26 protein-coding genes are annotated in these 25,252 nt (G+C 45.3%); 14 read left to right on the top strand and 12 right to left on the bottom strand.

Features of this window, described 5'->3' with window-relative positions:
- Positions 1–86 precede the first annotated feature (86 nt).
- Positions 87–503 carry a hypothetical protein gene (locus tag ACL934_RS16710; RefSeq protein ID WP_374075404.1) on the top strand — a complete coding sequence of 139 codons (417 nt, stop codon included), beginning with the start codon at positions 87–89 and terminating at the stop codon, positions 501–503.
- Between the two features lie 56 nt (positions 504–559).
- Positions 560–1,285 carry a rhomboid family intramembrane serine protease gene (locus tag ACL934_RS16705; protein ID WP_413612639.1) on the top strand — a complete coding sequence of 242 codons (726 nt, stop codon included), beginning with the start codon at positions 560–562 and terminating at the stop codon, positions 1,283–1,285.
- On the opposite strand, the gene ACL934_RS16700 is transcribed toward ACL934_RS16705, so the two are convergent.
- From ACL934_RS16700 to ACL934_RS16690, 3 genes are all read right to left on the bottom strand, one after another.
- Entirely contained in the window at positions 1,282–2,394 is a 1,113-nt protein-coding gene (locus tag ACL934_RS16700) for a CpaF family protein (protein WP_413612638.1), read from the bottom strand. The two genes, ACL934_RS16705 and ACL934_RS16700, sit on opposite strands and share 4 nt — an antisense overlap.
- Entirely contained in the window at positions 2,391–3,689 is a 1,299-nt protein-coding gene (locus ACL934_RS16695) for a pilus assembly protein (protein WP_413612637.1), read from the bottom strand. Before ACL934_RS16695 ends, ACL934_RS16700 begins: the two co-directional genes overlap by 4 nt.
- Positions 3,690–3,765: 76 nt before the next feature.
- On the bottom strand, positions 3,766–4,872 hold the full coding sequence (locus ACL934_RS16690) for a response regulator (RefSeq protein ID WP_413613501.1): 1,107 nt from the start codon (positions 4,870–4,872) through the stop codon (positions 3,766–3,768).
- 221 nt (positions 4,873–5,093) lie between these two features.
- Here ACL934_RS16690 and ACL934_RS16685 point away from each other — a divergent pair, with 221 nt between their 5' ends.
- Together ACL934_RS16685 and ACL934_RS16680 are read left to right on the top strand one after the other, a co-directional pair.
- Positions 5,094–7,280, top strand: coding sequence for a hypothetical protein (locus ACL934_RS16685; protein WP_413612636.1), 2,187 nt, complete (start codon positions 5,094–5,096; stop codon positions 7,278–7,280).
- 52 nt (positions 7,281–7,332) lie between these two features.
- Positions 7,333–8,595: an amidohydrolase gene (locus ACL934_RS16680; protein ID WP_374075393.1), complete on the top strand. Its 1,263-nt coding sequence runs from the start codon at positions 7,333–7,335 to the stop codon at positions 8,593–8,595.
- On the opposite strand, the gene ACL934_RS16675 is transcribed toward ACL934_RS16680, so the two are convergent.
- From ACL934_RS16675 to ACL934_RS16645, 7 genes are all read right to left on the bottom strand, one after another.
- Positions 8,584–9,453 carry a hypothetical protein gene (locus tag ACL934_RS16675; protein ID WP_374075391.1) on the bottom strand — a complete coding sequence of 290 codons (870 nt, stop codon included), beginning with the start codon at positions 9,451–9,453 and terminating at the stop codon, positions 8,584–8,586. The two genes, ACL934_RS16680 and ACL934_RS16675, sit on opposite strands and share 12 nt — an antisense overlap.
- 11 nt (positions 9,454–9,464) lie before the next feature.
- Complete coding sequence (locus ACL934_RS16670) at positions 9,465–9,944, bottom strand: hypothetical protein (protein WP_374075389.1); 480 nt, start codon at positions 9,942–9,944, stop codon at positions 9,465–9,467.
- Positions 9,910–10,092, bottom strand: coding sequence for a hypothetical protein (locus ACL934_RS16665; protein ID WP_374075387.1), 183 nt, complete (start codon positions 10,090–10,092; stop codon positions 9,910–9,912). The genes ACL934_RS16670 and ACL934_RS16665 overlap by 35 nt, the downstream gene beginning before the upstream one ends.
- Positions 10,041–10,775: a hypothetical protein gene (locus tag ACL934_RS16660; protein ID WP_374075386.1), complete on the bottom strand. Its 735-nt coding sequence runs from the start codon at positions 10,773–10,775 to the stop codon at positions 10,041–10,043. Before ACL934_RS16660 ends, ACL934_RS16665 begins: the two co-directional genes overlap by 52 nt.
- The gene (locus ACL934_RS16655; protein ID WP_374075385.1) at positions 10,769–11,113 is read right to left on the bottom strand and encodes a TadE/TadG family type IV pilus assembly protein; all 345 of its coding nucleotides are present in this window, start codon (positions 11,111–11,113) and stop codon (positions 10,769–10,771) included. The genes ACL934_RS16660 and ACL934_RS16655 overlap by 7 nt, the downstream gene beginning before the upstream one ends.
- Positions 11,113–11,391, bottom strand: coding sequence for a Flp family type IVb pilin (locus ACL934_RS16650; protein WP_374075382.1), 279 nt, complete (start codon positions 11,389–11,391; stop codon positions 11,113–11,115). Before ACL934_RS16650 ends, ACL934_RS16655 begins: the two co-directional genes overlap by 1 nt.
- Positions 11,392–11,488: 97 nt before the next feature.
- Complete coding sequence (locus ACL934_RS16645) at positions 11,489–11,782, bottom strand: hypothetical protein (RefSeq protein ID WP_413612635.1); 294 nt, start codon at positions 11,780–11,782, stop codon at positions 11,489–11,491.
- Positions 11,783–11,993: 211 nt separating this feature from the next.
- Here ACL934_RS16645 and folD point away from each other — a divergent pair, with 211 nt between their 5' ends.
- Genes folD through ACL934_RS16625 form a run of 4 tightly spaced genes read left to right on the top strand, consistent with a single transcriptional unit; the run spans position 11,994 to position 16,322 of the window.
- Positions 11,994–12,851 carry a bifunctional methylenetetrahydrofolate dehydrogenase/methenyltetrahydrofolate cyclohydrolase FolD gene (folD, locus tag ACL934_RS16640; protein WP_413612634.1) on the top strand — a complete coding sequence of 286 codons (858 nt, stop codon included), beginning with the start codon at positions 11,994–11,996 and terminating at the stop codon, positions 12,849–12,851.
- 13 nt (positions 12,852–12,864) lie between these two features.
- Positions 12,865–13,905, top strand: coding sequence for a Rieske 2Fe-2S domain-containing protein (locus ACL934_RS16635; RefSeq protein ID WP_413612633.1), 1,041 nt, complete (start codon positions 12,865–12,867; stop codon positions 13,903–13,905).
- Positions 13,906–13,910: 5 nt separating this feature from the next.
- Complete coding sequence (locus ACL934_RS16630; protein WP_374075374.1) at positions 13,911–15,014, top strand: esterase-like activity of phytase family protein; 1,104 nt, start codon at positions 13,911–13,913, stop codon at positions 15,012–15,014.
- 3 nt (positions 15,015–15,017) lie between these two features.
- Positions 15,018–16,322 (top strand): class I SAM-dependent rRNA methyltransferase, encoded by a 1,305-nt coding sequence (locus ACL934_RS16625; protein WP_374075373.1) that lies wholly within the window; start codon positions 15,018–15,020, stop codon positions 16,320–16,322.
- Here ACL934_RS16625 and ACL934_RS16620 read toward each other — a convergent pair.
- Complete coding sequence (locus tag ACL934_RS16620) at positions 16,319–17,608, bottom strand: Hsp70 family protein (protein WP_413612632.1); 1,290 nt, start codon at positions 17,606–17,608, stop codon at positions 16,319–16,321. The genes ACL934_RS16625 and ACL934_RS16620 overlap by 4 nt on opposite strands.
- A gap of 165 nt (positions 17,609–17,773) precedes the next feature.
- On the opposite strand from ACL934_RS16620, the gene ACL934_RS16615 reads away from it, so the two are divergent.
- A complete protein-coding gene (locus ACL934_RS16615) occupies positions 17,774–18,316 on the top strand; it encodes a hypothetical protein (RefSeq protein WP_374075370.1) in 543 nt (180 codons plus the stop codon).
- Between the two features lie 120 nt (positions 18,317–18,436).
- The gene (locus ACL934_RS16610) at positions 18,437–19,438 is read left to right on the top strand and encodes a 3D domain-containing protein (protein WP_413612631.1); all 1,002 of its coding nucleotides are present in this window, start codon (positions 18,437–18,439) and stop codon (positions 19,436–19,438) included.
- A 62-nt stretch (positions 19,439–19,500) separates the two neighbouring features.
- Here ACL934_RS16610 and ACL934_RS16605 read toward each other — a convergent pair whose 3' ends face one another.
- Positions 19,501–20,514, bottom strand: a complete 1,014-nt coding sequence (locus tag ACL934_RS16605) for a hypothetical protein (RefSeq protein WP_413612630.1) — start codon at positions 20,512–20,514, stop codon at positions 19,501–19,503.
- A gap of 109 nt (positions 20,515–20,623) precedes the next feature.
- Between ACL934_RS16605 and ACL934_RS16600 the strand changes: the two genes are divergently transcribed.
- From ACL934_RS16600 to ACL934_RS16585, 4 genes are all read left to right on the top strand, one after another.
- Positions 20,624–21,175, top strand: a complete 552-nt coding sequence (locus ACL934_RS16600) for an SLBB domain-containing protein (RefSeq protein ID WP_374075363.1) — start codon at positions 20,624–20,626, stop codon at positions 21,173–21,175.
- Complete coding sequence (locus ACL934_RS16595) at positions 21,175–22,455, top strand: O-antigen ligase family protein (protein ID WP_374075362.1); 1,281 nt, start codon at positions 21,175–21,177, stop codon at positions 22,453–22,455. Before ACL934_RS16600 ends, ACL934_RS16595 begins: the two co-directional genes overlap by 1 nt.
- Positions 22,452–23,720, top strand: coding sequence for an MFS transporter (locus tag ACL934_RS16590; protein WP_413612629.1), 1,269 nt, complete (start codon positions 22,452–22,454; stop codon positions 23,718–23,720). Before ACL934_RS16595 ends, ACL934_RS16590 begins: the two co-directional genes overlap by 4 nt.
- Before the next feature lie 110 nt (positions 23,721–23,830).
- On the top strand, positions 23,831–25,249 hold the full coding sequence (locus tag ACL934_RS16585; RefSeq protein WP_374075358.1) for a hypothetical protein: 1,419 nt from the start codon (positions 23,831–23,833) through the stop codon (positions 25,247–25,249).
- Positions 25,250–25,252 lie beyond the last annotated feature (3 nt).

Genomic DNA, 25,252 nt, shown 5'->3' with positions numbered 1-25,252 from the left:
CCCTGTCTCAAGTTTGAACGTTCTATTCCGATACGTCTTCTAAGAGAGCTATGGATGGCTTTCTTAAGCACACACGGAGGTGTGGAATGGAAAAGATCAGTGGAATTCTTCCAGCTAGCGCTCGAACTCGAGTGGCCGATATTTCGGTAGCTCAACCGGCGCGACCAGGAGCTCCTGCACTCGGTCGACCCATGGGAAAAAATTCCTTGGGAGATCGAATCACTCTGAGTAAACAGCTTGAAGAACTCAGACAGACAGGACAAGTTCCTGAACCAGCGGCCTCTCCCGTTTATAAAAACCCTGGTGAAGTGAAGAAGCTTAAAGTGATTGAAGATCTCAATCAGAAGTTCTTTGCGAACCCTAAGGATATTGCCCGCGATAGCGATTTGGCGAAATCTGAGGAGGCTCTCAAGAAAGTGGACAGCAATGAAGGACTTTTCATTGTCGAAAAAGAGCTTCGTCCCCAGGAACCCGCTTTAAATCCTGTTCAGGATAATAAATAAGACCTTACCTTGACATCTCCCGCTGAGGCCTCAAATTCAACCTCACGGGAGGCTTCATGGAGCCAGCAACGCGGTCGTGGACCGTTATACGCGCTACTTGGTTAACGAAAAAACCTCATGGTCGCGGTTGGTTTGCGGCGGCGTGGTCCGTGTTAGCTCTCATAGCCGGGAGCGTTCTGTATTGGCAAGACGTCGCCAAAGCTTCTCAATGGATGCCAGCATCTCGCGACTTTGTATTTTCACAAGGTGAATACTGGAGATTGTGGACGACATTGTTCGCCCACGCGGATCTGGGACATCTCATTTCAAATTCTCTTTTATTCTTTATATTTGGTTATTTTCTTGCGGGCTATTTCGGGCTTGTCGTTTTTCCCATCACCGCTTTTGTTTTAGGCGGTCTCACAAATGCGTTCGTTCTTTTAAGTTACAATCCCCAAGTAAATCTTATCGGTGTTTCCGGAGTCGTCTATTGGATGGGCGGGATGTGGTTGGTGCTTTATTTACTTTTAGATCAGCAGCGCACCGTTTTACAAAGATCCCTAAGATCCGTAGGAGTCGCTTTAGCGGTTTTTATGCCTTCTACAGCTTTTGATCCACAAGTCAGTTATCGAGCGCACTTGATCGGTTTCTTCATTGGTGTTGTCTCGGCCGTCATTTATTACTGGATAAAACGTCCTGTATTTAAAGCCGCAATTGTGTCGGAAGTGATTGTCGAGGAAGAAACTCCTCCTATTGCGAAAGATGAATCAGATAAAGAAGACAACCTGATTTTTCACAATTAAAATTCAGCGGGCTCCAAAAGTATTCCGTTTTCTTCCAACGAACAAAGTCGATAAGCGCCTTTGAAACATCTTTTCCCGGATTTGTCTTTGCCTGTCACAATCACATAGTCGAGGGACAATTGTATCAAACGGCGAATGGCCGAAAGACTCCATTGCGGGGCGCCCATTTGAATCAGCATCTCAAGACGAATCAAAGCCTGTCCCGCATCTTGAGCATGAAGAGTTCCAAAACTTCCGGCATGACCTGTTGCCAACGCCATCAAAAAGTCTTTGGCTTCAGAGCCACGGACTTCGCCCATCACGATGCGATCCGGTCTTAAGCGCAAGGATCGTTTCACCAGTTGTGTTTGATCCACATTAGGCAGAACTCCTTGGGGATCTTCACGAGTCAGCAATTTCATACTGGCTTTATTGGGGAGAGCAATCTCAGAAGTGTCTTCAATGACAACCACGCGTTCATTTTCAGGAAGCAAATTTAAGAATGAATTTAGAACGGACGTTTTACCGGAGCCTGTGGCACCCACCACCAAAAAGTTCTTTCGTTGCTCCATGATTTGTTGAAATAAATGAAGATCCTTTTGAGAACACCATTCCCTTTCCGCAAGTTTTAAGAATGTCCAAGGATTCTTAGGATGACGGCGCAAAGAAAAGTGTGCGGAAGAGTTTGTCAAATCTGCACCGATCAAACTTAAACGGAAATCCTGAAAGCTCCCGTCAGCACAAGGGTACTCAGTGGTAATATGAGTTTTCGCTTCATGACAGATGCGATCTAAGCAATTGCGAAAGCTCAGTTCCGAAAAGAAAGAATCAGGATGCCTGTGTAAGCGCCCTTCTTTCTCTATCCAGATGGAAGTCGGACTGTTGACGATAATTTCCGTGATACTTTCATCCGCCATAGGTTCGCATAAAGGACCCCAGGACTCCATTTCTACTCGGACACGCTTTTGCACGTCGCTTTCCATATTTTGTGTACGGCGAGTTAAAATTTGTTCGACTTTTTGTGAACGCAGATTGTTGGCTTCATCCGGTGACAATAAGAATTCATTCAAAGGCATTTTTTGAATATCTTCTTGAATCAAGTCATAAACTTTTTTAGCAGCGGTCATCATAGACGAGCTCTCCCTTGCAAGTGTTCAGTACCTTCACCGTCGTCACCTTCTTTAAGAATTGTCGGACGCACAAAGATCACAAGCTCAGAGCGATTTTCGCGAAAGTCTTTGCTGGAAAAGAGGGCTCCTAAAACCGGCAAGCGCGATAGAAAAGGAAGTCCTTCGGAGCTATTGCCATCTTCACTCTTAAGCAAACCTGAAAGGGCAATTGTCTGTGGGCGAGTCAGATCAAAGTGGCTAGAGACACGATTAGTAAGAATTCCCGGGATATCGTCGACTTTGCGAGAATCATCCAGAGTCGTCACTTCTGTTTCAATAGAAAGACTGATTCGTCCTGCGGCATCTGCTTTCGGTTTCACACGCAAAAGAATTCCATAACGTTTCCACACGACGTCTTGAGCTTTGTAATTCATAATTTTAATAGGGAACTCTCCACCGGCCAAAAACTCCGCTTCCTTTCCGCTGCGGCAAAGGATGTTTGGACTTGCTAAGATTTTCCCATAACCTTGTCCTTCCAAAGCTGTCAGATTGAATGGAAGATCATCCAACTCGCGCTGCCCCGTACTCAAAATTTTAGCTGAATAACTAGAGGGCCAGCGAAGACCGTACTTCATAGTGAGATCTCTTTTAATTTCGGCGACGGTGATTTGCACTTTCACTGTGGGAGCAACATCCAAACTGTTCTCATCGCGAATCACGGCAATTCCAAAGGGCGATAAGAGTTGTTGATACTTTTTAAAAGCGAGCTCAGGTGCGCTGACGCGTACTTCAGGAGAGGGCTCAAAAATAACGGTTTGAGGAGGAAGTTTGGCGCGCTCAAATAAATCTTGAAGATGTTTTTGGGCGGCACTTTGCAGTTCCAAAGAAATCTCTGCACGCATTTGATAAGAAAAATATTTACTGCGTGCAAAGTCGGCGAGTTTTAGCCAGTCTTGAAGACGATAAAGATGTCCTTTGATTAAAAGATCTCCGTCTGCAACCTGAGCTGAAAGGCCAACGATACCTTGCAGATCTTTTTTCAAGTCCGCGAGGGAATTTGTCTTATTGGGATGAAGAACTTGCACGTGGTAGGTTTCATCACCAAGTTTTAAAACCGTTTTGCCTTCGCGAGAACCTTTGATAACAAGGCGGGAGCCTTGGCCTTCGGCTTTTAAGATGTCACGATCCTGAATCCATACCGAAGAATTTCCTTTAAGAGATAAATTCTGAGATTCTCCAAGAGATAACGTGATCTCTTTGGTTTGTGCGAAGCTGAGGGATGAAATAAATGTGATGAGTGCGATTAAGTTTTTCATGCCGCGAGCAAAGAGCAATCTTTGCGCGGCGACGCCTTAAAACTTAGGAAAACAAGAGGGCCGGTGTCCGTCCGGACTAGCCGACCGTCAATTCGAAGAAAACCATGACTCCCTGATCTGTATTCTTAAATTGCAGTTGGGAGTTATGGGATTTCAAAATGGACTGGCAAATCGTAAGACCCAGGCCCGTCCCCGTTGAATGGTGCATAACATCTTCGTCGATATAAAAAGGCTTTGTAATTTTATCAATCACAGAAGCGGGGAGGTGAGGGCCCTTATTGGAAACCAAGAAACGAAGCAGGTTTCCGTTGCGAATGCTCTCAAGATGAATCTCGCTAGATTCAACACCAAACTTGGCGGCATTGTGGATAAGACGTTGGACAACTTGTTTGATTAAACGAACATCGGCCTTCACATTGACGGGTTCTAACTTACTCACAAGTTTCTGCTGTTTCTTCGTCATCAAGTCGACAACTTCTTTACTTAAGCCTTCATCGAATTGAGAAAAAGCGATGCTTTGCATGTCGATCTTCAATTGATTAGTTTCAGCACGAACGACAAGAAGGACGTCTTCGACAAGGTTCTTAAGTCTCTCTGCGCTCTTCGTAATACGATTGACCATCAATTTATCTTCATCACCCAAATTGGATTCAGAAAGAAGAGAAGAAAAACTTAAGATCGAAGTGAGTGGTGTCTTCAATTCGTGGTTGATCAAAATCATAAAGTTGGATTTTGCGACATCCAAACTTTTGAGATCTTCCAAAGCTTTCGCAAGCTCCGCATTTTTCTGTTTCAACTCTTGGCCTAAAGCAAATCGTTCAACAGCATGTTCAACGGTGTTGCTCAAATCCACAGGGTCCCAGGGTTTTGTGAGATATCTAAAGATCTGACCTTTATTCACAGCCATGATGACGGACTCAAGATCCGTGTAACCAGTTAGAAGAATGCGAACTGTCTCAGGATGAGAATTCAGAGTTTTTTCTAAAAACTCCACTCCCGTCATCTCAGGCATGCGTTGATCAGTGATGATGAGTGAAACAGGTCCTGGATTTTTGTCGAGGACTTCCAATGCTTCTTTTCCTGAGGTGGCCTTTAGTACTGTAAATTTCTTTCGAAACAGCCTCTCAAGAGCGTCTACATTATCTATTTCATCATCTACACAAAGAATTGTGTGCTTCGTCATATAATGTAGTGTAGGATTTGAAAAAGAGCAGTGCAAAGGATTTTGCACGGGCCCTCTTGTTGTCATGGATGATGATGGGAAAGGTTCGGGGAACTGTGCTGGACTACAGTCTAGTTTCACAATCTTTCAACAATTTTGCTCAGAAATGAGTCAAGTCTGCATCCCCTCCTGACGATGAGTGAAACGGTAGAAGTGTTTTTATCCTTTTCAGGAGATCGAGTATGAAATTTTGGATGCGCATTGCAGCTCCTTTCACGTTGGTGATGAGTTTTGCAGTTGGTGCTCAGGCTCAGATGTGGGGAACCGGTATGTACGGTGGGATGCAATCCTGCCCTTACAATTACGGTGCTGCTGCAGGTTCTTCGAGCTATCTAGATGAAATCAAAGAAGCACAAGCCAACATTCGTGAAGCTGAAAAGCAACTTCGTGCAAAAAAATCTGAAAAGAAGAGAGTCGAAAAGAACATGGAGAAATCCCGCAGGGATGTCGAAGAAGTTGTCTCTGAAGACTTCTCTGAATTCGTTTTCGATCACATGGAAAACAACAGAACTTGCCGTTCGTATAAAGGACACAAAAGCAATTTGGGTCAAACAGATGACGGTGGAAACGTTTCTGGTGAACAAGGTGGCGTTGCCATCGTTACTCCGCAAACAAATGGTGATATTGCAAACTCTGTAGACGTTCGTGCATTCACAATCAAAGAATGGGATGTTCTTTGTGACGAAAACAAAGCGGGTTCCGTGGGTGGCCTTGTCTGTGATGGCGCTCGTTTCCGTCAGCCTGAAAAAGGTCGTGCGACGGCTCAAGATTGTAAAAAAGGTTTGAGCGATTACAAAAAAGGCTACGCTCAGTCCAACAAACTTCAACGTGAAATTGAAGCTTTGGAAAATGGAATCAAAAATAGCAAACGTGATATTCAAGATGCCCGTACAAATTACGCTGATGAACAACGTGAAAGACAGCGTGAAATGGCTGAGGGTGGAATCTGTATCGAGTGTATGCAACAAGGTTCAGGCTACTCTTATCAAAAACCTGAAACAGACTGGGGTTCAGTGATCGGTAATATCGGTCTTGGCCTTGCAGCGACTTACATGGGTTATCAGACAAATAAAATGGTTGCGAATGCCAATGCAAATATCGGTTGGCCAACTCAGCCATATCCTGCTTGGGGTTACGGCTTCCCATTCCTTGCACAAGGTGTCGGTCAAATGATCGGTGGGGGGAGTGGTATCTACGGAGCAATCGGTGGCGGCATCGGTGCCGGTGGTTTCGGTTGCGCTGGTGCAAATGGTGGTGCGTACGGAATGATGGGACCTTTCGGTGGCATGAACGGTGGTGGTATGTGGGGTAACCCATATGCGATGGCTGGCATGGGCGGCGGAATGGGTGGCGGAATCTTTATGCCTGGTATGGGCCCTTGGGGTATGGCCGGTCCTTGGGGAATGGGTGGACCGTTCCCAGGAGCGATGGGCTATCCAATGATGGGCGGTATGATGGGTATGCCGATGGGTAATATGATCGGCGGAGTCATGGGCGGCGTCATGGGAATGCCTATGGGCGGTGGCATGATGGGTATGCCAATGGGTGGAATGATGGGAATGCCTATGGGCGGCGGTATGATGGGTATGCCGATGGGCGGAATGATGGGAATGCCTATGGGAGCCATGGCTGGTGGAATCATCGGTGGCGTCATGGGAATGCCTATGGGCGGCGGTATGATGGGCATGCCAATGGGTGGAATGATGGGAATGCCGATGGGCGGAATGGCCGGCGGTATGATGGGTATGCCAATGGGCGGAATGATGGGAATGCCTATGGGAGCTATGGCCGGTGGAATGATCGGCGGAGCTATGGGCATGCCAATGGGTGGAATGATGGGAATGCCGATGGGCGGAATGGCCGGCGGTATGATGGGTATGCCAATGGGTGGAATGATGGGCATGCCGATGATGGGCGGTATGGCTGGTGGCATGATGGGAATGCCAATGATGGGCGGAATGGCCGGTGGTATGATGGGAATGCCTATGATGGGTGGTATGAACGGTGGTTTGGGTGCAATGCAAATGCAGCAACAAATGATGCAAATGCAGATGCAACAATACCAAATGTACATCCAACAACAGCAGTCTTACATGCAACAACAAATGCAAAGACAGCAAGTTGTGGCAAGCCTTCAACAAGAGCTTTACGGTTTGTTATATAGAATCCAACAAGTTTCATACGGCGGCGGAGGCTACATTGGTGGCTCTATCGGCGGCGGTATTGGAATTGGCACAGGCATCGGTGTCGGCGGCGTGAGCGGCGGAGGAATTATCACTCCACTTCCAGGCTCTGGCGGTGTCGGTGGCGGATTGCCGGGTTTACCAGGATCAGGTGGCGGCGCAGCTCCGATCCCTGCACCTCGCTAATAAAATTATTTAGTTAAAATTAAGAGGGCCCTCTGCTAAAACAGAGGGCCTTATGCTTTTTAAAATCCCGCGTCTTTACGACAGCCACACTCACTTCCTCGCGACCGGGGAATTTGCTTCAGGTCTTGCTTTGGGTTCTTTGCAAAAGCCCGAGGACTTAGCGACGATTCCGCTCAAGAAGTCCTATTATCGCGGCGACTGGTTGGTGGGTTTTGGTTGGGATGAAACAAAGTGGCCCACACCACCGCATAAGAAAATTCTCGATCAGATCTTTCCGAACAATCCTGTTTTCTTTGCGCGCATGGATGGTCATCGCTGCTGGGTGAATTCAAAAGCCTTGGAGCTTCTTGGGTTCACTTCAGAGACGGGTGTTCTTATCGAGAAAGAACATCTTCAGGCTTGGGATCGTTTACCTTCATTCACAAAAGAACAACAGCGCGGTCATATACTGTCGGCGTGCCGAGTCTACAATCAAGCTGGTTTTACACATGTACGTGATATGTCGTGCAATGAGTCTCTGTGGAATCTTTTGGTCGAGATGTCAGAGGCAAAAGAGCTGACGTTGGCGATTGAAGAAAACGTAACATCCCACGATCTTAACGACTTTGATAAGATGTTGCAGCTTTGTCTTCATGGAAAAAAGAGTGAAACGCCTTACGTGCGCATGAAGGGCATTAAGATTTTCTACGATGGCTCTTTGGGTTCCGAGACCGCGTATCTTTCAAAACCTTATAACGGAAAAACCGAAGGCCCTCGTGGAATGACTTTGTGGGATCTTTCCCATGTCGAAGAAGTCATGAAAAGAACTTGGGCCGCAGGGCTTGAGTTTTCAATTCACACGATTGGCGACGAAGCAGCTCATCACATCGTGCAGCTCGCTCGTAAAATTTCTGCACAAGGTTCTGTCGGCCGTTTGAATTTAGAACATGTGCAATTGCTAAGACCGGAAACGATTCAAATGATGAAGCCGCTTCATGTACGCTGTCATATGCAACCCTGCCATTGGCTAAGTGATCGTGTGTGGTTGGAGGCAAAGCTTGGTGAACTTTATAAATACGTTTTCCCTTGGGAAGCGTTAAGGGCCGCACAAATTCCGTTGTCGTTTGGTTGTGACAGTCCGATTGAGCCACCATCATTCTGGCGGAATAAAATCGCCTTGGATGAAAGTGTCAAAGCCAAGATCAAAAAGTTTACGGGAGATCTGGCAGTTACACATTCTCACCCGGATTCTACTTTTGCGGATTCACACTCGGTAATTGAAGATGGCGTTGTGAAAGAGATCGTCTTTGATGGTCGCAAGATCTCACTTGAATGAGGATGTGTTAATCACCATCTTTTTGTCTTTCATTGAATAGACTATTCCTCCCAGAACGATGGCGCCTGCGGTGTAAAGCCACGTTTTATTTTCAGCGACCCAAGATTTCGTTTCTTCGTGGGATTGAATTCTGCGCACGCATTCGTCAGAGAAATAAAGTACCCCACGATTTGTCAGCTCGAAATCCAGGTCCCGCGTCGTAAAGCCTTCGCAGCTTCCCTCAACAAAATTTGCAAAGACAAACTGTTGGTTCAAAAGCTGTTCAAAGGTTCCAAAAAAAGTGACAGGTGCTTGTGAGTTGGAAACCAAAGTCCATTGATAAGCGGTCTTCGGTGACAAAGGTGCTGTATCTTCTAAAGCAAATCCTTGCGATTCGATAAAAACTTTATCTAAGTTAGGATATTTCTTTGCCAGTTTTTGCAAGGACGTGAATTGAGTCGGGCAGGGGAATAAAACAGGGCCCTCACTTAACAGAGCCACACTTTTACAATAGAAGTGCAGAAGCTCTTGGCGTTCTGTTGAAGAAATTTTAAGTGCCAAGCTTTTTTCGGTGAGATCACGCACGTAACGCAGGCTTAGAAGAGTTAATGGACCTTCATTTTGGATGGCTTTAAGTTGTGCCACAGTGGCTTGCACATTCTGACTAAATGAATCGCCTAATTGAAAGAGCTGAGTTTCTTGACGTTCGTTCTTTTGCAAACGGGTCTGGGTGTGATCGACAAACGAAATCGAGTCCTTGTGAGATTTGATAAATTCCTGATAAGCCGTCGACGACGAACCAGGAGATTGCAAAAGAATACTTTGCGCGAAAACATTGGACGGAAATACAAATAGAAGTGGCAGAAAAAAGTTTTTCATATGAAACCTCTTTAGTTTTGATAGTCCACGCGCACGCGGGCTGGCCCTGAGGAACTCAGTTGAGTGCCCTTCGCATCAGGATTTTGAACAACGGCAATAAAGGGGCCGGCGTAACTGAGAAGTTTGGAGCTTTCAGTCTCTTTAACTAAAACCGCGTATTGCTGCGGATTCAAAGGCGCTCTTAAGAGTTTTAACTTAGCACCCACTTTAAGACCGCCTTTTTGTCTTTCATTTGAAGCCAAGTAAAGATCTACGACTCCACCCATATCGCCCACCAAAGATGCCAAGGACTCGGCATTGGAAATTTCGATGGGAACGAGAACAAAACCACTCGGGATAAATGTATCTACAGATTGAGGTTCGGGAAGAAAGCTGTCTTTTTGCGGAATTTCCTCTGTCGGGCGAGAGACGAAATATGAAATGGCCCCGAGGCAAATGAAGGCGAGAAGAAGGTAGTTATTTTTTAGAGCGATAAGAATTTTTTGCTGCATGATTTTTATCCTCAGTCAGGTGATATTTTTTTTGAGAATTTTTGAGTTTGGAAAGTTCGTTGATGGCGGCAAATCCGGCCAAAGCGACAAAGAACATCACCAAACAGACTTCAATGAGAATTTGCCCACGATGATTTTGGGATGCCATGAAGAGGTCTCCTTAGCGAGTGATACCGCACACGCTTTTTTGAAAATGAATTCTCCTTTTAGAAAATTTGAAAAAGGAGGCCGGACTTGAACCCGGTACTGCCATTCATGGGCCAAGGCTTGTTTGTTTTCGAAATCATCGACAAGGCTATATGTCGGAGCAATGTCCGGTGAATCCGGACGGACAGCCAATTTCGGGGCCTTACCACGCACAGGTCCCAACTCTGTCTTAAGTAGAATATTGGAGGTCATGGCACCCGTCCGACGTAAACTTAGGGCTGTAAAAGTGTGGGATTGCTGTAAGAGTAAATTACTTTGTTTAACCAACTGTTTTTGGCGGCGGTCGAGTTTGTCTCGCTTCTCAAGAACTTTGGTGTAGTGAGAGGTTGCTTTGGCAATGGCGACAGGGTTTTCACTTGCCACGGCGGTGGCCAATTCTGCAATTGCTTTTGCAAGCTCTGCCTTCAGAGCGATGGCCATGGGATTGAGTGCCAGAAGAGTAGATAACAAAGGACTGACTCTCTTTTGCCCCTTTTGTCCTTCGGTACGACATTCATATTTTAGGGCTAAATCATTTTGCACAAGACCTAGAAGAGAAAAACATAAAAGAGCTCCGGCGATAAAGACAGGAAGGATCGCAAGAATGATGGCGAGGGCTGAGCCTTTTTGATTTTTGATCACCATAGAGAGGCCTTCTTCAATGTTTGTTCGAGCTTCAGAGGCGGATTAAAATCCACCGAGAGAGTTCCTTGGAAACTTCGTCCGGATTTTCTCAAGTGGACTTCGTAATGAACATTTGTGATAAGAACGTTTGCCAGACGGTTTTTGAGTTCTCGCTCGCAAGAAATCAGAGGAGAGCTTTCGGCGCAAATCAATGCCTCATGCAAGTTGTAGTCGGCGAAATAAAACACCATCCCACGATAGAGCAGGAGGGTAAAGGCCGTGATAACCACGATAAGAAGAGGCAAGGTCAGAGCGGCTTCGATCGTGCTCTGACCTTGTTGCGAAAGAAAGCGCTTCATTAGTTTTTGTCGGATTTTTCGGCTTTATTGGAGGCACCTTCAAAGAAATTGCTGAAATCCCTTTTCTTTGTCATGGACTCAGTTACTTCGTGAGAGGTCACGTTCGTGCCTGCGGCTTTACCACCCAGGACGTTAGCGACATTTGCGAACTTGGCGTTCACATTTCCACCAACCACTTTGATGATCGCCATGCTACCCACGGCGACAATCGCTACAATGATCAGATATTCGATAAGGCCTTGGCCTTTTTTATTTTTTAAAATCTTATTTGCTTTCATAGTTATCTCCAGTGCGGAGAAGTGAAAGCAAGATGGGGTCAGAGGTGAGAACGGATAAAATCAAAAAACAAAGTCCGGAGGTCCGGACTTCGTGTGATTACTTCTTTTTACCTTTGGCAGCGGCAGCTTCTTTTTTAGCAGCAGCGGCTTTTTCTTCCTTAGCTGCGGCAGCGGCCTCTTTTTTCGCACCGGCTTTTTTCGCCTTACGCTGGATGATAATACGGTCCAAGATTTCAAAAGCTTCTTTTTGCAGGTCGTTTTCGAAAATAAAGCGGTAGAAACCTTCGATCTCAGGGCTTTGACGGAACTTTTTCAGGGACGTAGGAAGGCTGTCTGACTGAACGAAATCGATAGAACTGCCGTCTTTTGAGAGCTTTACTTTTTCAGCCATTTATTAAATCCCCTAATGTTTTAAAGGGTTTGTACCCTAAATAGCGGCCTTGAATCAAGAATAAAATGGGTTTTGGGAGGGTCCGCTATGGCGGCTTGCAGGGAAATTGCGGCTCTTTTTAGGACTTTGTTATTTTTCTGAATGCACTTATTAAACCATTGAATTTCTTGGGTAAATAAGTGAGATTGAGGTCACAAAAATGGGAGGTTCGATGCTCATTCTCAATGGTAAGGAAGTAGCCAAAGAAGTGCGTTCATCTCTTGCCCCTCGCGTGGTGAGTTTCGTGAAAGAAATCGGGCGATCTCCTCACTTGTCAGTCATCATTGTGGGTGACGACGGTGCCAGCCACATTTATGTGAAAAATAAAAAAATTGCCTGCGAATCTGTCGGAATGTCTTCCACGATTCACTCTCTCCCTTCCAATACGACTCAACAGGAACTTAACGACAAAATCATCGCTTTAAACCAAGACGACAAAGTCGATGGAATCCTCGTCCAGTTTCCTTTGCCGAAGCATCTTAATTCCGAAGAAGTTTTGAATTTGGTCTCCTCTGAAAAAGATGCAGACGGTTTAACGTATGTTTCATTAGGTTATTTCTTTGCAGGAAAACCTGTTGTACAACCCTGCACTCCTGCGGGAGTGATGACGATTTTAAAGCACTATGACATTTCGGTAGAAGGCATGCGCGCGGTGGTTGTCGGGCGCAGTAATATCGTCGGAAAACCCATGGCACAGCTTCTGACTGAGGCAAATGCGACAGTGACTGTTTGTCATTCCAAGACGAAAAATCTTTCTGCGGTCACTCGCGAAGCGGATTTGGTTGTGGTCGCGGCGGGGAAAGCTCGCATGCTAGGAAAAGAAGATTTTAAAAAGGACGCCATCGTCGTCGACGTGGGTATGCATCACGGAGGCCCTGCGGGAAAACTGTGTGGAGATGTGCGCTTTGAAGAACTTGATGGCTGGGTGAAGGCAGCGACTCCCGTTCCTGGTGGAGTCGGTCCGATGACAATAGCCACGTTATTGCAAAATACCTGTTTGCTAGCAGAAAAAAGAGCAGGACTTCGTTAGTTAGAGGACTTTCATGTACACTGGATTTTTAAAGAATGTTTGGTATGTGGGACTTCCCAGCCAGGAGCTGGCTGTTGGGAAATCTCAAGCTCGTAAAATCATGAATGAACCGATTGTGTTCTTTCGCGATTCCAAAGGAAAAGTTTCTGCCGTTCGAGATATTTGCCCGCACCGCGGAATTCCTCTGAGCTACGGTCGTGTCGTGAATGATACGATTGAGTGCCCTTATCATGGTTGGAAATTTGATGGCACGGGCATGTGCACCGAGATTCCTTCTTTGTGCCCCGATCAAGAACTTAATCCCAATAAAATCAAAGTGCGCTCTTATCCGATTCATGAAGCACAGGGGTTGATTTGGATTTTCATGGGCGACAAAGATTATGACGTCACGAAAGCTCCTGAGGTTCCCGTGATGAAAGCTTTCCCGGTGGATGTAAAGCCGAAGCTTACTTACGTTGTGAATTTTCCATGTCATGTGGATCACGCGGTGATTGGATTGATGGACCCAGCCCACGGACCCTACGTGCATAAAAGCTGGTTCTGGCGTTCTGAAAAAACAATGCTAGAAAAGAAAAAGAAATTTGCGCCAGTGAATTATGGTTTCCAAATGGTGCGCCATCAACCTTCGAAGAACTCCAAGGCTTATAAAGTTTTGGGTGGGGCTCCGACGACAGAAATCACGTTCACTCTTCCGTGTGTGCGTGTTGAACACATTGAAGTGGGTCCTCGTAATTTCTATTCTTACACGGCATTGACTCCGGTGGATGAGATGAACACGAGAGTGACTCAACTTGCTTACTGGGACATCCCTTGGTTGAGCTTGATTAAGCCAGGTCTGCATTTGTTCTCGAAGAATTTCTTGGGCCAAGATATGGATGCCGTGACGAAACAGCAAGAGGGTCTTAAATACGATCCAAGTTTGATGTTGATTAAAGACGCCGACACTCAGGCGAAGTGGTATTATGCGCTTAAGACGGAATATCACGATCATCTTGAGCAAAAACGCGAATTCCATCATCCGGTGAAAGAAACCGAACTTCGTTGGAGAAGTTAGAAAATATGTTTAAAGTTCTCGTATCTCTTTTATTGGTTCTGGTCAGTGCGCAAGCTTTCGCTCTTCGTTTAGAGTACGTCGGTGAAACTTCGATTGCGACCGGGACAAAGTTTAATAAAGCCACCATTGGTGGATTGTCTGGCATCGTATGGAGTGAAAATACACTCTTTGCTCTTTCGGACGATAAGGGTCGTGCGGGTGAGCCGCGTTTTTTTGAATTCGATTTGAAGATTGATAAAAAGACGGTGGCGCTCACACCAAAGAGCGTGAACTTTATCACGGGACTTCCGGCTCAAGGGGAGAAACCCGCGGGCATGGACCCGGAAGGACTTGTGCGTTTGCCAAGTGGAGATTTCTTGATTTCTTCAGAGGGAAACAACGATGCCAAGCCTCGTGAGATGCCTCGTATCTTTCGTGTAAGTTCTGCGGGTGCGTGGAAATCCGACTTTCCCATTCCCGATAAGTTTTTGCCTGAAACAACAGGACAGCAGAAAAAAGGCATTCAAAACAATTCAGCTTTTGAAGGTTTGACAAGTTTTGCGGATGGCAAGTTTGTCTATACAAGTACAGAGTCTGCTTTGTCTCAGGATTATATTTCCGGTGAAGAAGCTCAAGGCGATTGGATTCGTATTTTGAAGTACGAAGACAAAGGACAGCAGGGCTATAAGCCCGTGGCTGAATACGCTTACCGTGTCGATTCTTTCAAAGACAACCAACAGGGAAAAGAAGTTTTCCGAGGTGTATCGGAAATTCTTGCGATCTCTGAGACAAAGTTGATCGTCTTGGAAAGAGGCGTTCGTTTGTTTTCTAAAAATGTTTGGGCGCAAACGGTGGCATTGTACTTGGTGGATCTTTCTAAGGGAACCGATGTCACGGCTCTTACAAAACTGAGTGATGGAAAATTCACAGGCGTTGAGAAAGTAAAGCTCATCGACTTTGAAACGGACCTCACTAAAGAGCGTGGTACAAAGGTTATTCAGAATTTTGAAGCTTTAACTTTTGGACCTAAGCTTGCTGATGGTCGCCGCAGTCTTCTCGTAATGGGCGACAATAATTTTTCAAAAAAAGAAATCACAGAACTGATCGTGTTTGCTGTTGAAGGTGAGTAAGAGATGATGACGGTATGGAGACTCCGCCCAGGAGCTGATAAAAGAATTCGCAGCGGACACCCTTGGGTTTTCTCAAATGAACTCTCGGCAAGTCCGAAAGGTCTTATTCCAGGAACTCCGGTGGAGTTGCAGGATTCTAAAGGTCAATTTCTTGCCCGTGGTTACGGCAATCCTCACTCTTTGATTGCGTTTCGTGCTTTGAGTTTCAGCCCTCAAGATCAAGCTCCGACGAGTTTTGAATATCTGCAGGACAAAGTTTTGAATTCTTGGAAAGTTCGTAAAGCAGCGGGATTCCGTGGCAGCTTCCGTCTGGCTTTTGGGGAATCGGATTATATTCCGGGGCTTGTTCTTGATTACTACGTGATTGAGCAAAAGGGACAAAGAGCGCAGGTTTTTGCGGCTCAGCTTGTGACGGCCGGAATGAATGAGGCTTTGAAAGATGCTGAAGGTTTTTTTAAAGGTCTTGTTGAAAAAGCCAAGGCTCAAGGGCTTTCTGAATTTTCATGGGATAAAACGGCGGTTGTCATTCGCAATGACGTGAACATTCGCAAGCTTGAAGGTTTAACAGTTGAAGAACCTCGCACAATCAAGGATCTTCCAGAATTTAATTTGACGGATGTTGAGATTCTTTTGAATGCGGCAAGTGACGACGGTTTGGTTCACATGAGTTGTGATTTGCAAGAAGGACAAAAGACAGGTTTCTTCTTAGATCAAACTCACAATATTCATTTGGCCGTAGGCCTTTTCAAAAACTGGGCAAAAACGCAGGAAAAGAGAAAACTGCGTGTGTTGGATCTTTGCTGTTACGTGGGACATTGGTCGACGCAAATCTCTCGTTCATTAAAGTCTTTGGGTTTTGATGTGGAGGTGTCTTTGGTGGATGTCTCTAAAACGGCGTTGGCTTTTGCAAAAAAGAATGCGGAACGCGAGGGTGCCGAAGTTGTTGTTCATGAAATGGACGTTTCAACGGGACTGACAGAACTTGCAAGCACTCACTATGATATCGTGATTGCCGATCCTCCGGCTTTTATTAAGTCTAAAAAAGACATTCCTATTGGAAAACATGCTTATCTTAAGATGAACACCCATGCTTTCCGTGTGGTAAAGAAAAATGGCTTTGTGGCCTCATGCTCTTGTTCGGGATTGCTTGAAGAAGAAGAATTCCGCGATGCCATTCGTAAAGCGTCCCTCAGAAACTTTTCAGAGGTGCGAAGTGTTTTGCGCGGGGGACATGCGGCGGATCATCCGACCTTGATGCAGTTCCCAGAAGGTTTCTATTTAAAGATGTACGTTCATTACGTCGTTTAGACGACTTTTTGTCCTTGGGCCCAAAAGCCCGCAGACTCCGTCAGGCCCGAGAGCACAGAGTGAAAGTGCGCTTGGGTTTGAAGGCGGTGAGCTCCGAATCTGCTTTCCAGTTCTTTTTGAATAAATGGCACTTTTGCAGTCCCACCCGTCAAACAAACCAAGTCTACTTGGTCTGAAGTCACACCGGCTGATTTTAGACACTCATCCAAAGCTGCGAAAATTTTCTCGCGAGTTGCATCAGACCATTCGATAAATTGGGAAATCGTGAAGGGCTCTGCGATCTCTAGACCCGGATAATCAAATTCAAATCGAGTGCTGTCACTATTTGAGAGCGCGCGTTTGGTTTTTTCGATATTCTCAAAGAACGGAAAGATTTGCTGATCTTCGATCAACGTAAAGAGCCTTTCAACCGCTTCAGAATCTTTTTTCGTCAAAGAGCATTTCTTAACTTCGCGGATGAATTCGTAAGTTTCTTTTTCTTTCAGATGCACGATGTGCGCAGGGTGATTCAGTCGCTGTGTCACTCCCAAAGGCATGGTTAAAACGTTGCTTCCCATCGGCAGGCGATAGCGAGACTTCGCGCCAAAGTATTCATTCAGTCTGTGACTCATAAAGACACTGTCGAGAGCGTCCCCGGCAAGAGGGCATCCATCAATGGCAAGGACATCTTCTTTCGCAAAACCATCGGGACGAAGTTTAATCAAGGTAAAGTCCGAGGTTCCTCCGCCGAAGTCACCAATCAACACGGTTTTTTCTGAAGTGAGCTGACGGCGATAGTCGAAGGCCGCTGCCAAAGGTTCTGGCACAAATTGCACTTCTTTAAAGCCAGCAAACGTGGCGGCTTTCTGCATGCGATGCAAGGCAAATCCGTCATTCACGGCATCCATCGAATAACGGGCTGGTCGGCCGATCACCGCTTTTTCGACAGGAGTATTTAAAATTTTCTCCGCCCGCTTTTTTAGTTCCAAAAGAAAAACTCCAATAAGATTTTCCAAAGTCAGAATGCGATTGTCCAAAACGGTGCCGAGGTAGTTTTGATTGGGAAGGTGCGACTTAAAAGAACGAAACAGACGTCCTTCCATATCTTGATCAATGTATTGTTCAATTGCCTCTGCTCCGTAATAGCAGAGATCCGGATGAGGGAAGTAAAGGAGGGTGCGCATCATCGAGGGATCAGTGGCTTTGTTGTCAATGGGAAGGGCTTCGAAGCGTTGACCCTTATGATAGGCGCCAACTAGCGAATTGCTCGTGCCAAAGTCGATGGAAAGAAAACTGTTAGAACTCATTTAAAAAAATTACCAAAGTTTAGGCTCCTTCTCAATTGAACTCACCCGGATGGTCGAGGCCAGAATGAGTTGCGACAACAAAAAGAGAGCAACAAGAATCCTTCTTTAATATTTCGTAATGCTATGTTAAGCCCTCATAACTTTATTTTTCAAAGAAGGGTATTTATGAAAGCGCTTTTTGTATTGTCGTTGGGAGCATTTTTGTGGACAGGAACAGCAGCGCAGGCTGAAGTTCAAGTTTTAAAGGTCCTAGATGGATCTGTTGCATATTGCAATGCTCAGTCCAGTTTTACGGGCGGTCAAAAATTTGTTCGTGTTGAACTCGTGAATGAAAAAGCTACTCAGCAAAATCAAGATGCTACTTTGAAAGTGTCTCTTGTGAAATGTGACAAGGGGCAGTGGGTTGCAGATCGGTTGCCAACATCTGAAAAGTACGTGGCACCTAATGGAATGCAAATCGAAGTGACTTACAGCAATTATCAAATGCTTCTCGTAAATAAAAGCTACGAGGTTCTTCTTGAGACCTCTTTGGATCAGTTAAACCAAGGTGGAGTTCAACAAGACTATTCTGTAGCGATTGCCAAAGAGAAAGAGACGCCACAAGACGTTGAGTTATTGATCCGCGCAATAAAGCATGTAAAGGCAGAAAATGGTTATGAATTTTCAGAACTTATGACCTTTGGTGGTTTCCGAATTCGTCTAAAATAATGACAGTGCGGTGGCGCCCATCTTTGTCACCGCATTTTTCTTCTTTTCAAGGGATCCAAAAAAACATCATCGCCCCTAACGAACTTGGTATTCTACGCCCTGTTTGAAAAGGGGTCTGTCATGACACTACAGAAGAAAAATTTAGGAATGCTCGTTCTTCTTAGCCAATTGATGGTTTTGGTTTCTTGTGGTCAATTCCAAGCCAATATCGAGCAACCTTCTGGCGGATGGGATGAGACTTCAACTATTTCAGAAAGTCCCGTCAACCCAGATCCTTCTTTTTATGCCGAAGCCAGTGAAGCTACGGAAGTCAGAGAATCTCAAGAAAAGAATCCGACAACAGTTGTAAAAAACGACGCTTCTAAAGCGCAAGAATCCAAAGAAGAAGATCCAAAGTCTGAAGAAGAAACTCCTGCAGTACCCAAACCCACTCCGAAACCTGCGCCAAAGCCTGATATTGCTGCTCCATCGAAAGCTGAAATGGACGGACCGGGTGTTTTAAAGCCGACGGTTTATTACTTTGTAGTGATTAACGAAGATAAAAAATCATGTGCCGCTAACGAGAAAACAGGTTTGTACGGAGCTGGCGGAAAAAAATTAATGACGGTTTGTGCGAAAACTGAAAGTGCCTGCGCTCTTCAAGGCTCTTGTGCCATCATTCAGGACGGAAAAACTCACACGTTCAACATCATCGGCCGTTTCGACGGACAAGATCGTTTCTTTGAAATCGAAGAAGACGGTTGCCGTTTTGGTTACGGTGTGAACAGCTCTTGCCTTGATCCCTTCTATACCTTGGCGGCCGACCTTACGATCTACAAACCGGGTGAAGTTATTTTTGTTCCTGCTGTTGTCGGATTGGAACTTCCTGATGGATCGAAGCACAGTGGCTATTTTGTGATTCGTGACAAGGGCCGTGGAATTAAAGGCCGTGGTCGCTTTGATTTCTACTCTGGTTTCTTTAGCTGGTTGGATCCGAAGAATCCGTTTAACAAATTGGGACTTGGCGATGTCACGACCAACATTCCTTACTTCCGCATTAGCGGTGAAGCGGCGAAAAAAGTTTTATTAAGCCGCGCATATCCTCAGATCCCGCAGAATGCTAACGGCGGACCGAGAAAGTAAATCAGAAAAAAAAGCCCCGTTGAAAAACGGGGCTTTTTTATTTTCTAAATGTTTCTAAAAAACTATTTTTGAACGGAAGCGATTTGGCCTTGTTGGGGTTGGCCTTGAACTTGAGCGGCTGCCACTTGTGCCATCTGAGCCACCGCCATTTGCGCGTGCTGCGCTTGTTGGTGGTAGTAGTTGAGTTTTGCGACATACTCTTTCAAGGCTGCATTTTCTTGTTTTAGAACTCCCAATTGAGTGAGAGCCTGCTGCAAGTGACTGTAATAGTCTTGAGCTTCGAGAGCTTTTTTATCCAGCGCCAACTTCATTTCGATGATTTTTGTTTCCGCCACCGACATCAAATTTTTAAGTACGTCGTTTTGTTGAGCTGCCGAAGATTCCACTTCGCCGAAGGAGGCCGAAATTTTTTCGATTTCCTCATTCAAAGAAGTGATCGTGTTGTCGCGCTCTTCCACTGTAGCTTTAAGTTCATCCACAGTTTGTTCCAGCTCGTGCTTCTCGGTTTTCAAAGCTTGAATCTGAGTCTCGAACTGTTCGCGTTGTTCTTCCCAAAGCTCTTGTTCTTTAGAAAAAGCGCTCTTGGCTTTAACCAGCTCCATAGCAGTTTCATCTTTAAGAGCGTGGTTGAGCTCAAGGTCTCTTTGCAAAATTTTGTTTTTCTCAAACAAAGCCTGACTGTACTTTTTCTCTTCGCTTTGCATTTGCAGAGCACGCGCTTTCAAACCTTGGATCTCCAGTTGCAATTGCAGACTGAGCTCCAAAGATTTCGCAAGATCAGCGCTCAGCTTTGTGTTGCTGGCTCTTTCCGCGGAAAGTTGATCAACCAATTGCTTAAGTTGTGCGTCCAACGTTTCAGGACCGTAAGACACGTTCTCAAGGGTTTTGATCTTTTCGCGCAATTCCTCTTGAGAACCTTTGAGTTCTGAATGGAATTTTTTCATCTGAACTTGCATTTGCTCATACTTAGGTTGGGGCGGCAAAGCCTCGCCGTCCTGATTCTGAGTGCTTAACTCGTTCAGTTTATTGCAGATTTCATCAAAAAGTTTTTCGTGCTCTGGGACAGAAGTCGTCATAGACTCCATTGTGAGGTATAGACTGAAGTCAAGTCATCGAAATTCATTGACCCTTTGACGCTCTCGATTTAGGTCCAGGGAAATGAGTGTGCTGTTCTAGGAGGAAATCATGATCTTGCGTAAAACCGTTCGCTTATTAATGGCTGTTATCTTTTGGGTGACATGTGCTCAAACAGTTCACGCTCAAGAAGTGGGTTTGTTAAGCGACATCAAACCGCCGCAACAATCTTCTGAATACATTTTCCGATCTTCTCCCAAAGAATCCCTGATTGCCGTACAATTATTGGGTGCCGTGAATAAACCAGGGATCTACTACGTTCCGAGCAACACAGATCTTTTGAAGCTTTTGACCCTGGCAGGTGGAACTACAAACGGGGGAGACCTTTCAGAAGTGTTGGTTCGCAAAATGGAGCCTAAATCTTGGGCAGAGATCAAATCGAAAGCCATCAATGAATACCAAGGTGCTTACGAAGTGGATGCCGAGAAGATCATCAAGTTTGGTGGAGCTAAAAATTTGAAGCTGCAACAGGATGACTTCGTTTACGTTCCACCAAGAACCCCTTGGATCAGTTCCGAGGCTTCACGCAATATCACAATTGTTTCCATCGTTTTGGGGATCGTCTTAACTGCGGTGCTCATTGATAAAAACGCGGATAAGTAATGCTTCAGGCCCGCGACGGACGCATTTTATTTTTAATAAAAGCCCTCGTGGCCCTGCTGTTTATTTCTAAAATCTCTTTAGGAAGTTTATTACCCATTCCCCAGAGCTTTTCATTTTTGATCTACCAACAAGGACTTCACCCTTTTGTGAATGTTTTCTTGTGCGCTCTTTTTGGCATTCCGCTCATTTTTATGTGGCTGAGAGTTCGCGATCGCAATCATCTCAGCGGTTTCTATAAACTCTTTGTTTTTTTTCTGATGCTGATTCTGACGGTGCAAACGTTGCTTCAGGCTCACTATGTAAATCCAAATGAATCCGCCTTGATGCAAATCGGCGCTTTGGCCGTATCTCTTTTTATGATCGTGATCTACGGGCTGCTTATTCCGAGTTTGTGGAGTATGGACGATTTTTTAAAATATGTGCAGCGTTGGTCGGGAGCTTTAGTTCTTATTTCTCTAGTTTTATTGGTTGTAGCTGGAGGAAGTGTTTTTAAAGGCGGGCGTTTTGTGGGCGTCTTTAAACATATTCCCCACATGGTGACGTGTGCGACGGTGGCCTTCATATTTTCTTTGGGAACCTTTCTGCAAGACACAAAATTGCAACATAAGATTTGGAGTGCCTTGGTTTTATTGGCGAGCTTCTGGGCCATCATTCTTACGGGAACTCGTTCCTCAGCTGCGGCAGTGGTCGTCGCATTTGTTGTGACGATGATTTTGCACAAGACGGCCACCAATCAGGGGCGCATTTTTAAGTTCGCATTCCTAGCTTTCATTCTGACCTTTACACTTTTCTTCGGTCCACAGACTTATTATTTCGCCCGCGGCATTGCAACAGGACAAAGTTCTTTAGGAGGACGTGAGGCTCAAGATGGCATCGCCTCTCGCTGGGAGGAAGTGGAACGTGGCAGTCAAATCTTTCTTCAAGAACCGTGGTTGGGACACGGTCTTCTTTCCAAGTTTGCTGCGGGAAATGATGTGGATGTTTCGAACTACAATGCGATGAAAGATCCCCACAATATTTTTATTTCTGCGGGGGTGATTGGCGGATGGCCGTTATTAATTTTGAGTGGAATTGCCTTGGTCTTTATGTTGGTGGGTTCATTGAAAGCGTTGATGTCCTTTGACATCTCGAAGCGACAAGTTGCCATTTATCTTTTGGCGCATATTCCTATTCTTGTAATTTATCATATTCACTTGTCCATCGGAGGCATGGCGGACCGTTTGTATTGGATGGTCTTCGGTTTTGTGGCAGCCTCTGTCTCACGGACAGGGAAATCATGAAGGGTGTTGGATACGGATTTGCTGAACTCGGCATAAACTGTGTTGAAATCTTCCTGCGACTCCATCTACTGGTTTTTTATACAGATCATGTCGGACTCAATTCCTCTTTGGCAGGGCTGGCTTTAGGGTTGGCCATATTCTGGGATGCCATTATCGATCCCATTGTCGGGCATTATTCCGACCGCCTGCGTATGCGCCGAGGGGAGCGTTATTCACTCTTGCCTTGGGGATTTCTTTTTCTTTCTCTCTCTATTTTAGGGCTCTTAAATCCGCCGTTTCTTAAAGGAGTATGGTCACAGTTCTGTTACCTTTTATTTTTCTCATTATTAGTGAATACAGCTTATACGACTTTGAGTGTTCCTTATTCGGCGATCGTAGGTGATCTGGCGTCCGGAGAGCACGAAAGATCCCGCTTGATTGGTTGGCGTTTGGCATTTGGAAATATCGGTGCGATTTTTGGCATCGCCATTCCCAGTTATTTTTTGATCTCTCGAGAATACAAACCCTATGGTGTTACGGCATGGATGATCGTCGCACTCTTGGCTCTAGGAACTTTTGTGTCTTGGTTCACGGCGCGTAAGTTCAATCGTCCTCCTCCTAAAGATTCTAAGGAGGGAGGATTTTCGTTAACCATGCCGATAAAAAATAAACGCTTTATGCCTCTGCTAGCCGCGTATTTTATTGCTAACATGGGGCTAACTTTTAATTCCTCTTTGGCTCTATACTTCTATCGATTGCGTCTAAAGTTTAGTGAAGAGCAAGTGAGTCTTGTGCTTCTTGTTTTCTTGTTAGTATTTACGTTGTCGATTCCACTGTGGGTCTACAGTGTGCGTTTTGTTTCAAAGAGGAATGCCTTGATGGCAGGGGTGTTTGTTCTTGGGCTCACGGCCACTTTTATCTATCCGTTCTTGCCTCCTAAAGACGTCATGTGGACGCTCTTTTTTGCTTCAGGTATTAGTGGCGCCCTAGTGGGATCCGCCGTCCTTTTAGAGTCCTTATTGACGGATATCGTGAAGGATGAGGAGGTTCGCACAGGGAAGGACGAATTGGGTCTCTACTTCGGTGTTTGGAAGATGATTGGCAAGATTTCTCGGGGGCTGGCCTTGGCTGTTACGGGACAAATTTTGGCATGGGCCCGTGTCGATGATCCTGAAAACTCCTATTTTCGTTTAAGCCTCGCATTTGGGCCTCTCGTGGGCTGCTTTTTCATTGGTGCGGTCGTCATCCTATGGAAGTTGTCAAATGAGGGCTCAGCCCTGAAGTAATTTCAAAGCATTAATCCTCATTACAGATTAAACACAAGCCAAGCCGGATTTTCAGTGGCACAACCAGTGCTTGAAGGGACATGTCACAGTCACTTTGAAGGTGGGGAAATATGAGTGATCAACATATTGAACCGGAATTAACCGTGGGCGAAATTATTAAGCTATATTTATCCCATTGGCGTATGTTCGCGTTGTTTACAGCCATTTTATTTGCTGTCAGCGTGCTTGTTTACGTTGTTAAAATCCCGTTTGTTGCTTCTTCAACAATTGTTATTCACGATTCTCAGAACTCGGCGATGCAGGCGTTTTCTAATCAATTTTTTGGTTTGTCTAAAACCGTTCAAGAGTCGAAAAAAGGCAGCAGTTTGCTTTCGAAGCATATTGAGTATCTGAAAACACGCGAGTTTTATGAAACTCTATTGACCCGTCTGCAACAGCGTGGAAGCAGCCCTTTGATCACGATGGAAGAGCGCAAGGGTTATGAGATCTTGAAGAACAACTATCTCAAAAACTTGAATAAAGAAGAAGTGAAGGTCGAGCTTCTTCAACGCTTGGATAGATGGACTAAGATTCAATTGGATTCTGATTTTGAAATAAAAGTGTCAGCTGTCACTCCGATTAAGGCGATGTCTTTGTTCTTGTCGAACACGGCTTCGGAACTTGCTGCAGAGACCTTAAAAAAACGCGAACTGGCAGAGATTGGCCGTGTTGAAAGCTTCATGACGAAACAAAAAGAGGAAGCTGATCAAAAGCTTGTTCTTTTGGGTAAGCAGCTTGCGGAAATGCAGAACAAAGACGAAAATCTTTTGCCGTTGGCTTCGAAAGACAAGATGGGTGATTACGTTTCGGATCTTCTGGTTCGTGCCAACGAAATCAAGTTGAAGATGGCCGAAAATAAAAAAATGATCCAATATCTTGAGCGTGGTCGCACTGGTCAAAGAGAGAGTGCTCTTTATGGCGTCGGTGGAAAGATCGAAGCGTTGAGGATCGAAAATAATATGCTGGGTGAAAAACTGGCGCAGGTCCAAGGCTCCATCACTCGTTTGAAAAAAGAAGTAAAGACTTTGCCGTTTGCTGCGCAGATGGTGGAGGATTTGAAGAAAAAGTCTGAGTTGGAATTCAATCGTTATAAAGAGCTCAGCACATCTTTGGCAAAATTAGAGGCGCAAAAGATTTCGATTGATGGACGTTTTGAAGTGTTGGAGAGAGCTCGTTGGGAAACGACTTTGCCGCAGATCGGTCTTTTAAGTTTGGGACTTTTGTCTTTGTTATTGAGTCAGTTCGCGGGTTCATTGGTGATCTATTTTAGATACTTATGGAATCCTCATGTGGTGACGGCGCAAGCGTCCCGCAACTTGGTTATCTTCGACAATCACTCTGTGGATCCACGCGTGATTATTGAAAACTCCAAGATTAAATTTAGTTTAAAAAAGCCAGAGGCTAATAAGGAAACCGAACAGGGGGACGAGCAACAGAAAGTTGCTTGGAATGTTCTTAACGTTGGGCAGGGAACAGACGTATCTCAGTAGGTG

It is taken from the genome of Bdellovibrio sp. HCB-110 (genome assembly GCF_047323225.1).
Lineage (GTDB): Bacteria > Bdellovibrionota > Bdellovibrionia > Bdellovibrionales > Bdellovibrionaceae > Bdellovibrio.
Note: the sequence above shows the minus strand (reverse complement) of the source record. Positions and strands in the feature narration are given on the sequence as shown.

What these genes read in the sequence shown, in the direction of transcription:
- ACL934_RS16710 (WP_374075404.1), top strand. Translation starts at nt 87, where the DNA reads ATGGAAAAGATCAGTGGAATTCTTCCAGCTAGCGCTCGAACTCGAGTG.
- ACL934_RS16705 (WP_413612639.1), top strand. Translation starts at nt 560, where the DNA reads ATGGAGCCAGCAACGCGGTCGTGGACCGTTATACGCGCTACTTGGTTA.
- ACL934_RS16700 (WP_413612638.1), bottom strand. Translation starts at nt 2,394, where the DNA reads ATGATGACCGCTGCTAAAAAAGTTTATGACTTGATTCAAGAAGATATT.
- ACL934_RS16695 (WP_413612637.1), bottom strand. Translation starts at nt 3,689, where the DNA reads ATGAAAAACTTAATCGCACTCATCACATTTATTTCATCCCTCAGCTTC.
- ACL934_RS16690 (WP_413613501.1), bottom strand. Translation starts at nt 4,872, where the DNA reads ATGACGAAGCACACAATTCTTTGTGTAGATGATGAAATAGATAATGTA.
- ACL934_RS16685 (WP_413612636.1), top strand. Translation starts at nt 5,094, where the DNA reads ATGAAATTTTGGATGCGCATTGCAGCTCCTTTCACGTTGGTGATGAGT.
- ACL934_RS16680 (WP_374075393.1), top strand. Translation starts at nt 7,333, where the DNA reads ATGCTTTTTAAAATCCCGCGTCTTTACGACAGCCACACTCACTTCCTC.
- ACL934_RS16675 (WP_374075391.1), bottom strand. Translation starts at nt 9,453, where the DNA reads ATGAAAAACTTTTTTCTGCCACTTCTATTTGTATTTCCGTCCAATGTT.
- ACL934_RS16670 (WP_374075389.1), bottom strand. Translation starts at nt 9,944, where the DNA reads ATGCAGCAAAAAATTCTTATCGCTCTAAAAAATAACTACCTTCTTCTC.
- ACL934_RS16665 (WP_374075387.1), bottom strand. Translation starts at nt 10,092, where the DNA reads ATGGCATCCCAAAATCATCGTGGGCAAATTCTCATTGAAGTCTGTTTG.
- ACL934_RS16660 (WP_374075386.1), bottom strand. Translation starts at nt 10,775, where the DNA reads ATGGTGATCAAAAATCAAAAAGGCTCAGCCCTCGCCATCATTCTTGCG.
- ACL934_RS16655 (WP_374075385.1), bottom strand. Translation starts at nt 11,113, where the DNA reads ATGAAGCGCTTTCTTTCGCAACAAGGTCAGAGCACGATCGAAGCCGCT.
- ACL934_RS16650 (WP_374075382.1), bottom strand. Translation starts at nt 11,391, where the DNA reads ATGAAAGCAAATAAGATTTTAAAAAATAAAAAAGGCCAAGGCCTTATC.
- ACL934_RS16645 (WP_413612635.1), bottom strand. Translation starts at nt 11,782, where the DNA reads ATGGCTGAAAAAGTAAAGCTCTCAAAAGACGGCAGTTCTATCGATTTC.
- folD (WP_413612634.1), top strand. Translation starts at nt 11,994, where the DNA reads ATGCTCATTCTCAATGGTAAGGAAGTAGCCAAAGAAGTGCGTTCATCT.
- ACL934_RS16635 (WP_413612633.1), top strand. Translation starts at nt 12,865, where the DNA reads ATGTACACTGGATTTTTAAAGAATGTTTGGTATGTGGGACTTCCCAGC.
- ACL934_RS16630 (WP_374075374.1), top strand. Translation starts at nt 13,911, where the DNA reads ATGTTTAAAGTTCTCGTATCTCTTTTATTGGTTCTGGTCAGTGCGCAA.
- ACL934_RS16625 (WP_374075373.1), top strand. Translation starts at nt 15,018, where the DNA reads ATGATGACGGTATGGAGACTCCGCCCAGGAGCTGATAAAAGAATTCGC.
- ACL934_RS16620 (WP_413612632.1), bottom strand. Translation starts at nt 17,608, where the DNA reads ATGAGTTCTAACAGTTTTCTTTCCATCGACTTTGGCACGAGCAATTCG.
- ACL934_RS16615 (WP_374075370.1), top strand. Translation starts at nt 17,774, where the DNA reads ATGAAAGCGCTTTTTGTATTGTCGTTGGGAGCATTTTTGTGGACAGGA.
- ACL934_RS16610 (WP_413612631.1), top strand. Translation starts at nt 18,437, where the DNA reads ATGACACTACAGAAGAAAAATTTAGGAATGCTCGTTCTTCTTAGCCAA.
- ACL934_RS16605 (WP_413612630.1), bottom strand. Translation starts at nt 20,514, where the DNA reads ATGACGACTTCTGTCCCAGAGCACGAAAAACTTTTTGATGAAATCTGC.
- ACL934_RS16600 (WP_374075363.1), top strand. Translation starts at nt 20,624, where the DNA reads ATGATCTTGCGTAAAACCGTTCGCTTATTAATGGCTGTTATCTTTTGG.
- ACL934_RS16595 (WP_374075362.1), top strand. Translation starts at nt 21,175, where the DNA reads ATGCTTCAGGCCCGCGACGGACGCATTTTATTTTTAATAAAAGCCCTC.
- ACL934_RS16590 (WP_413612629.1), top strand. Translation starts at nt 22,452, where the DNA reads ATGAAGGGTGTTGGATACGGATTTGCTGAACTCGGCATAAACTGTGTT.
- ACL934_RS16585 (WP_374075358.1), top strand. Translation starts at nt 23,831, where the DNA reads ATGAGTGATCAACATATTGAACCGGAATTAACCGTGGGCGAAATTATT.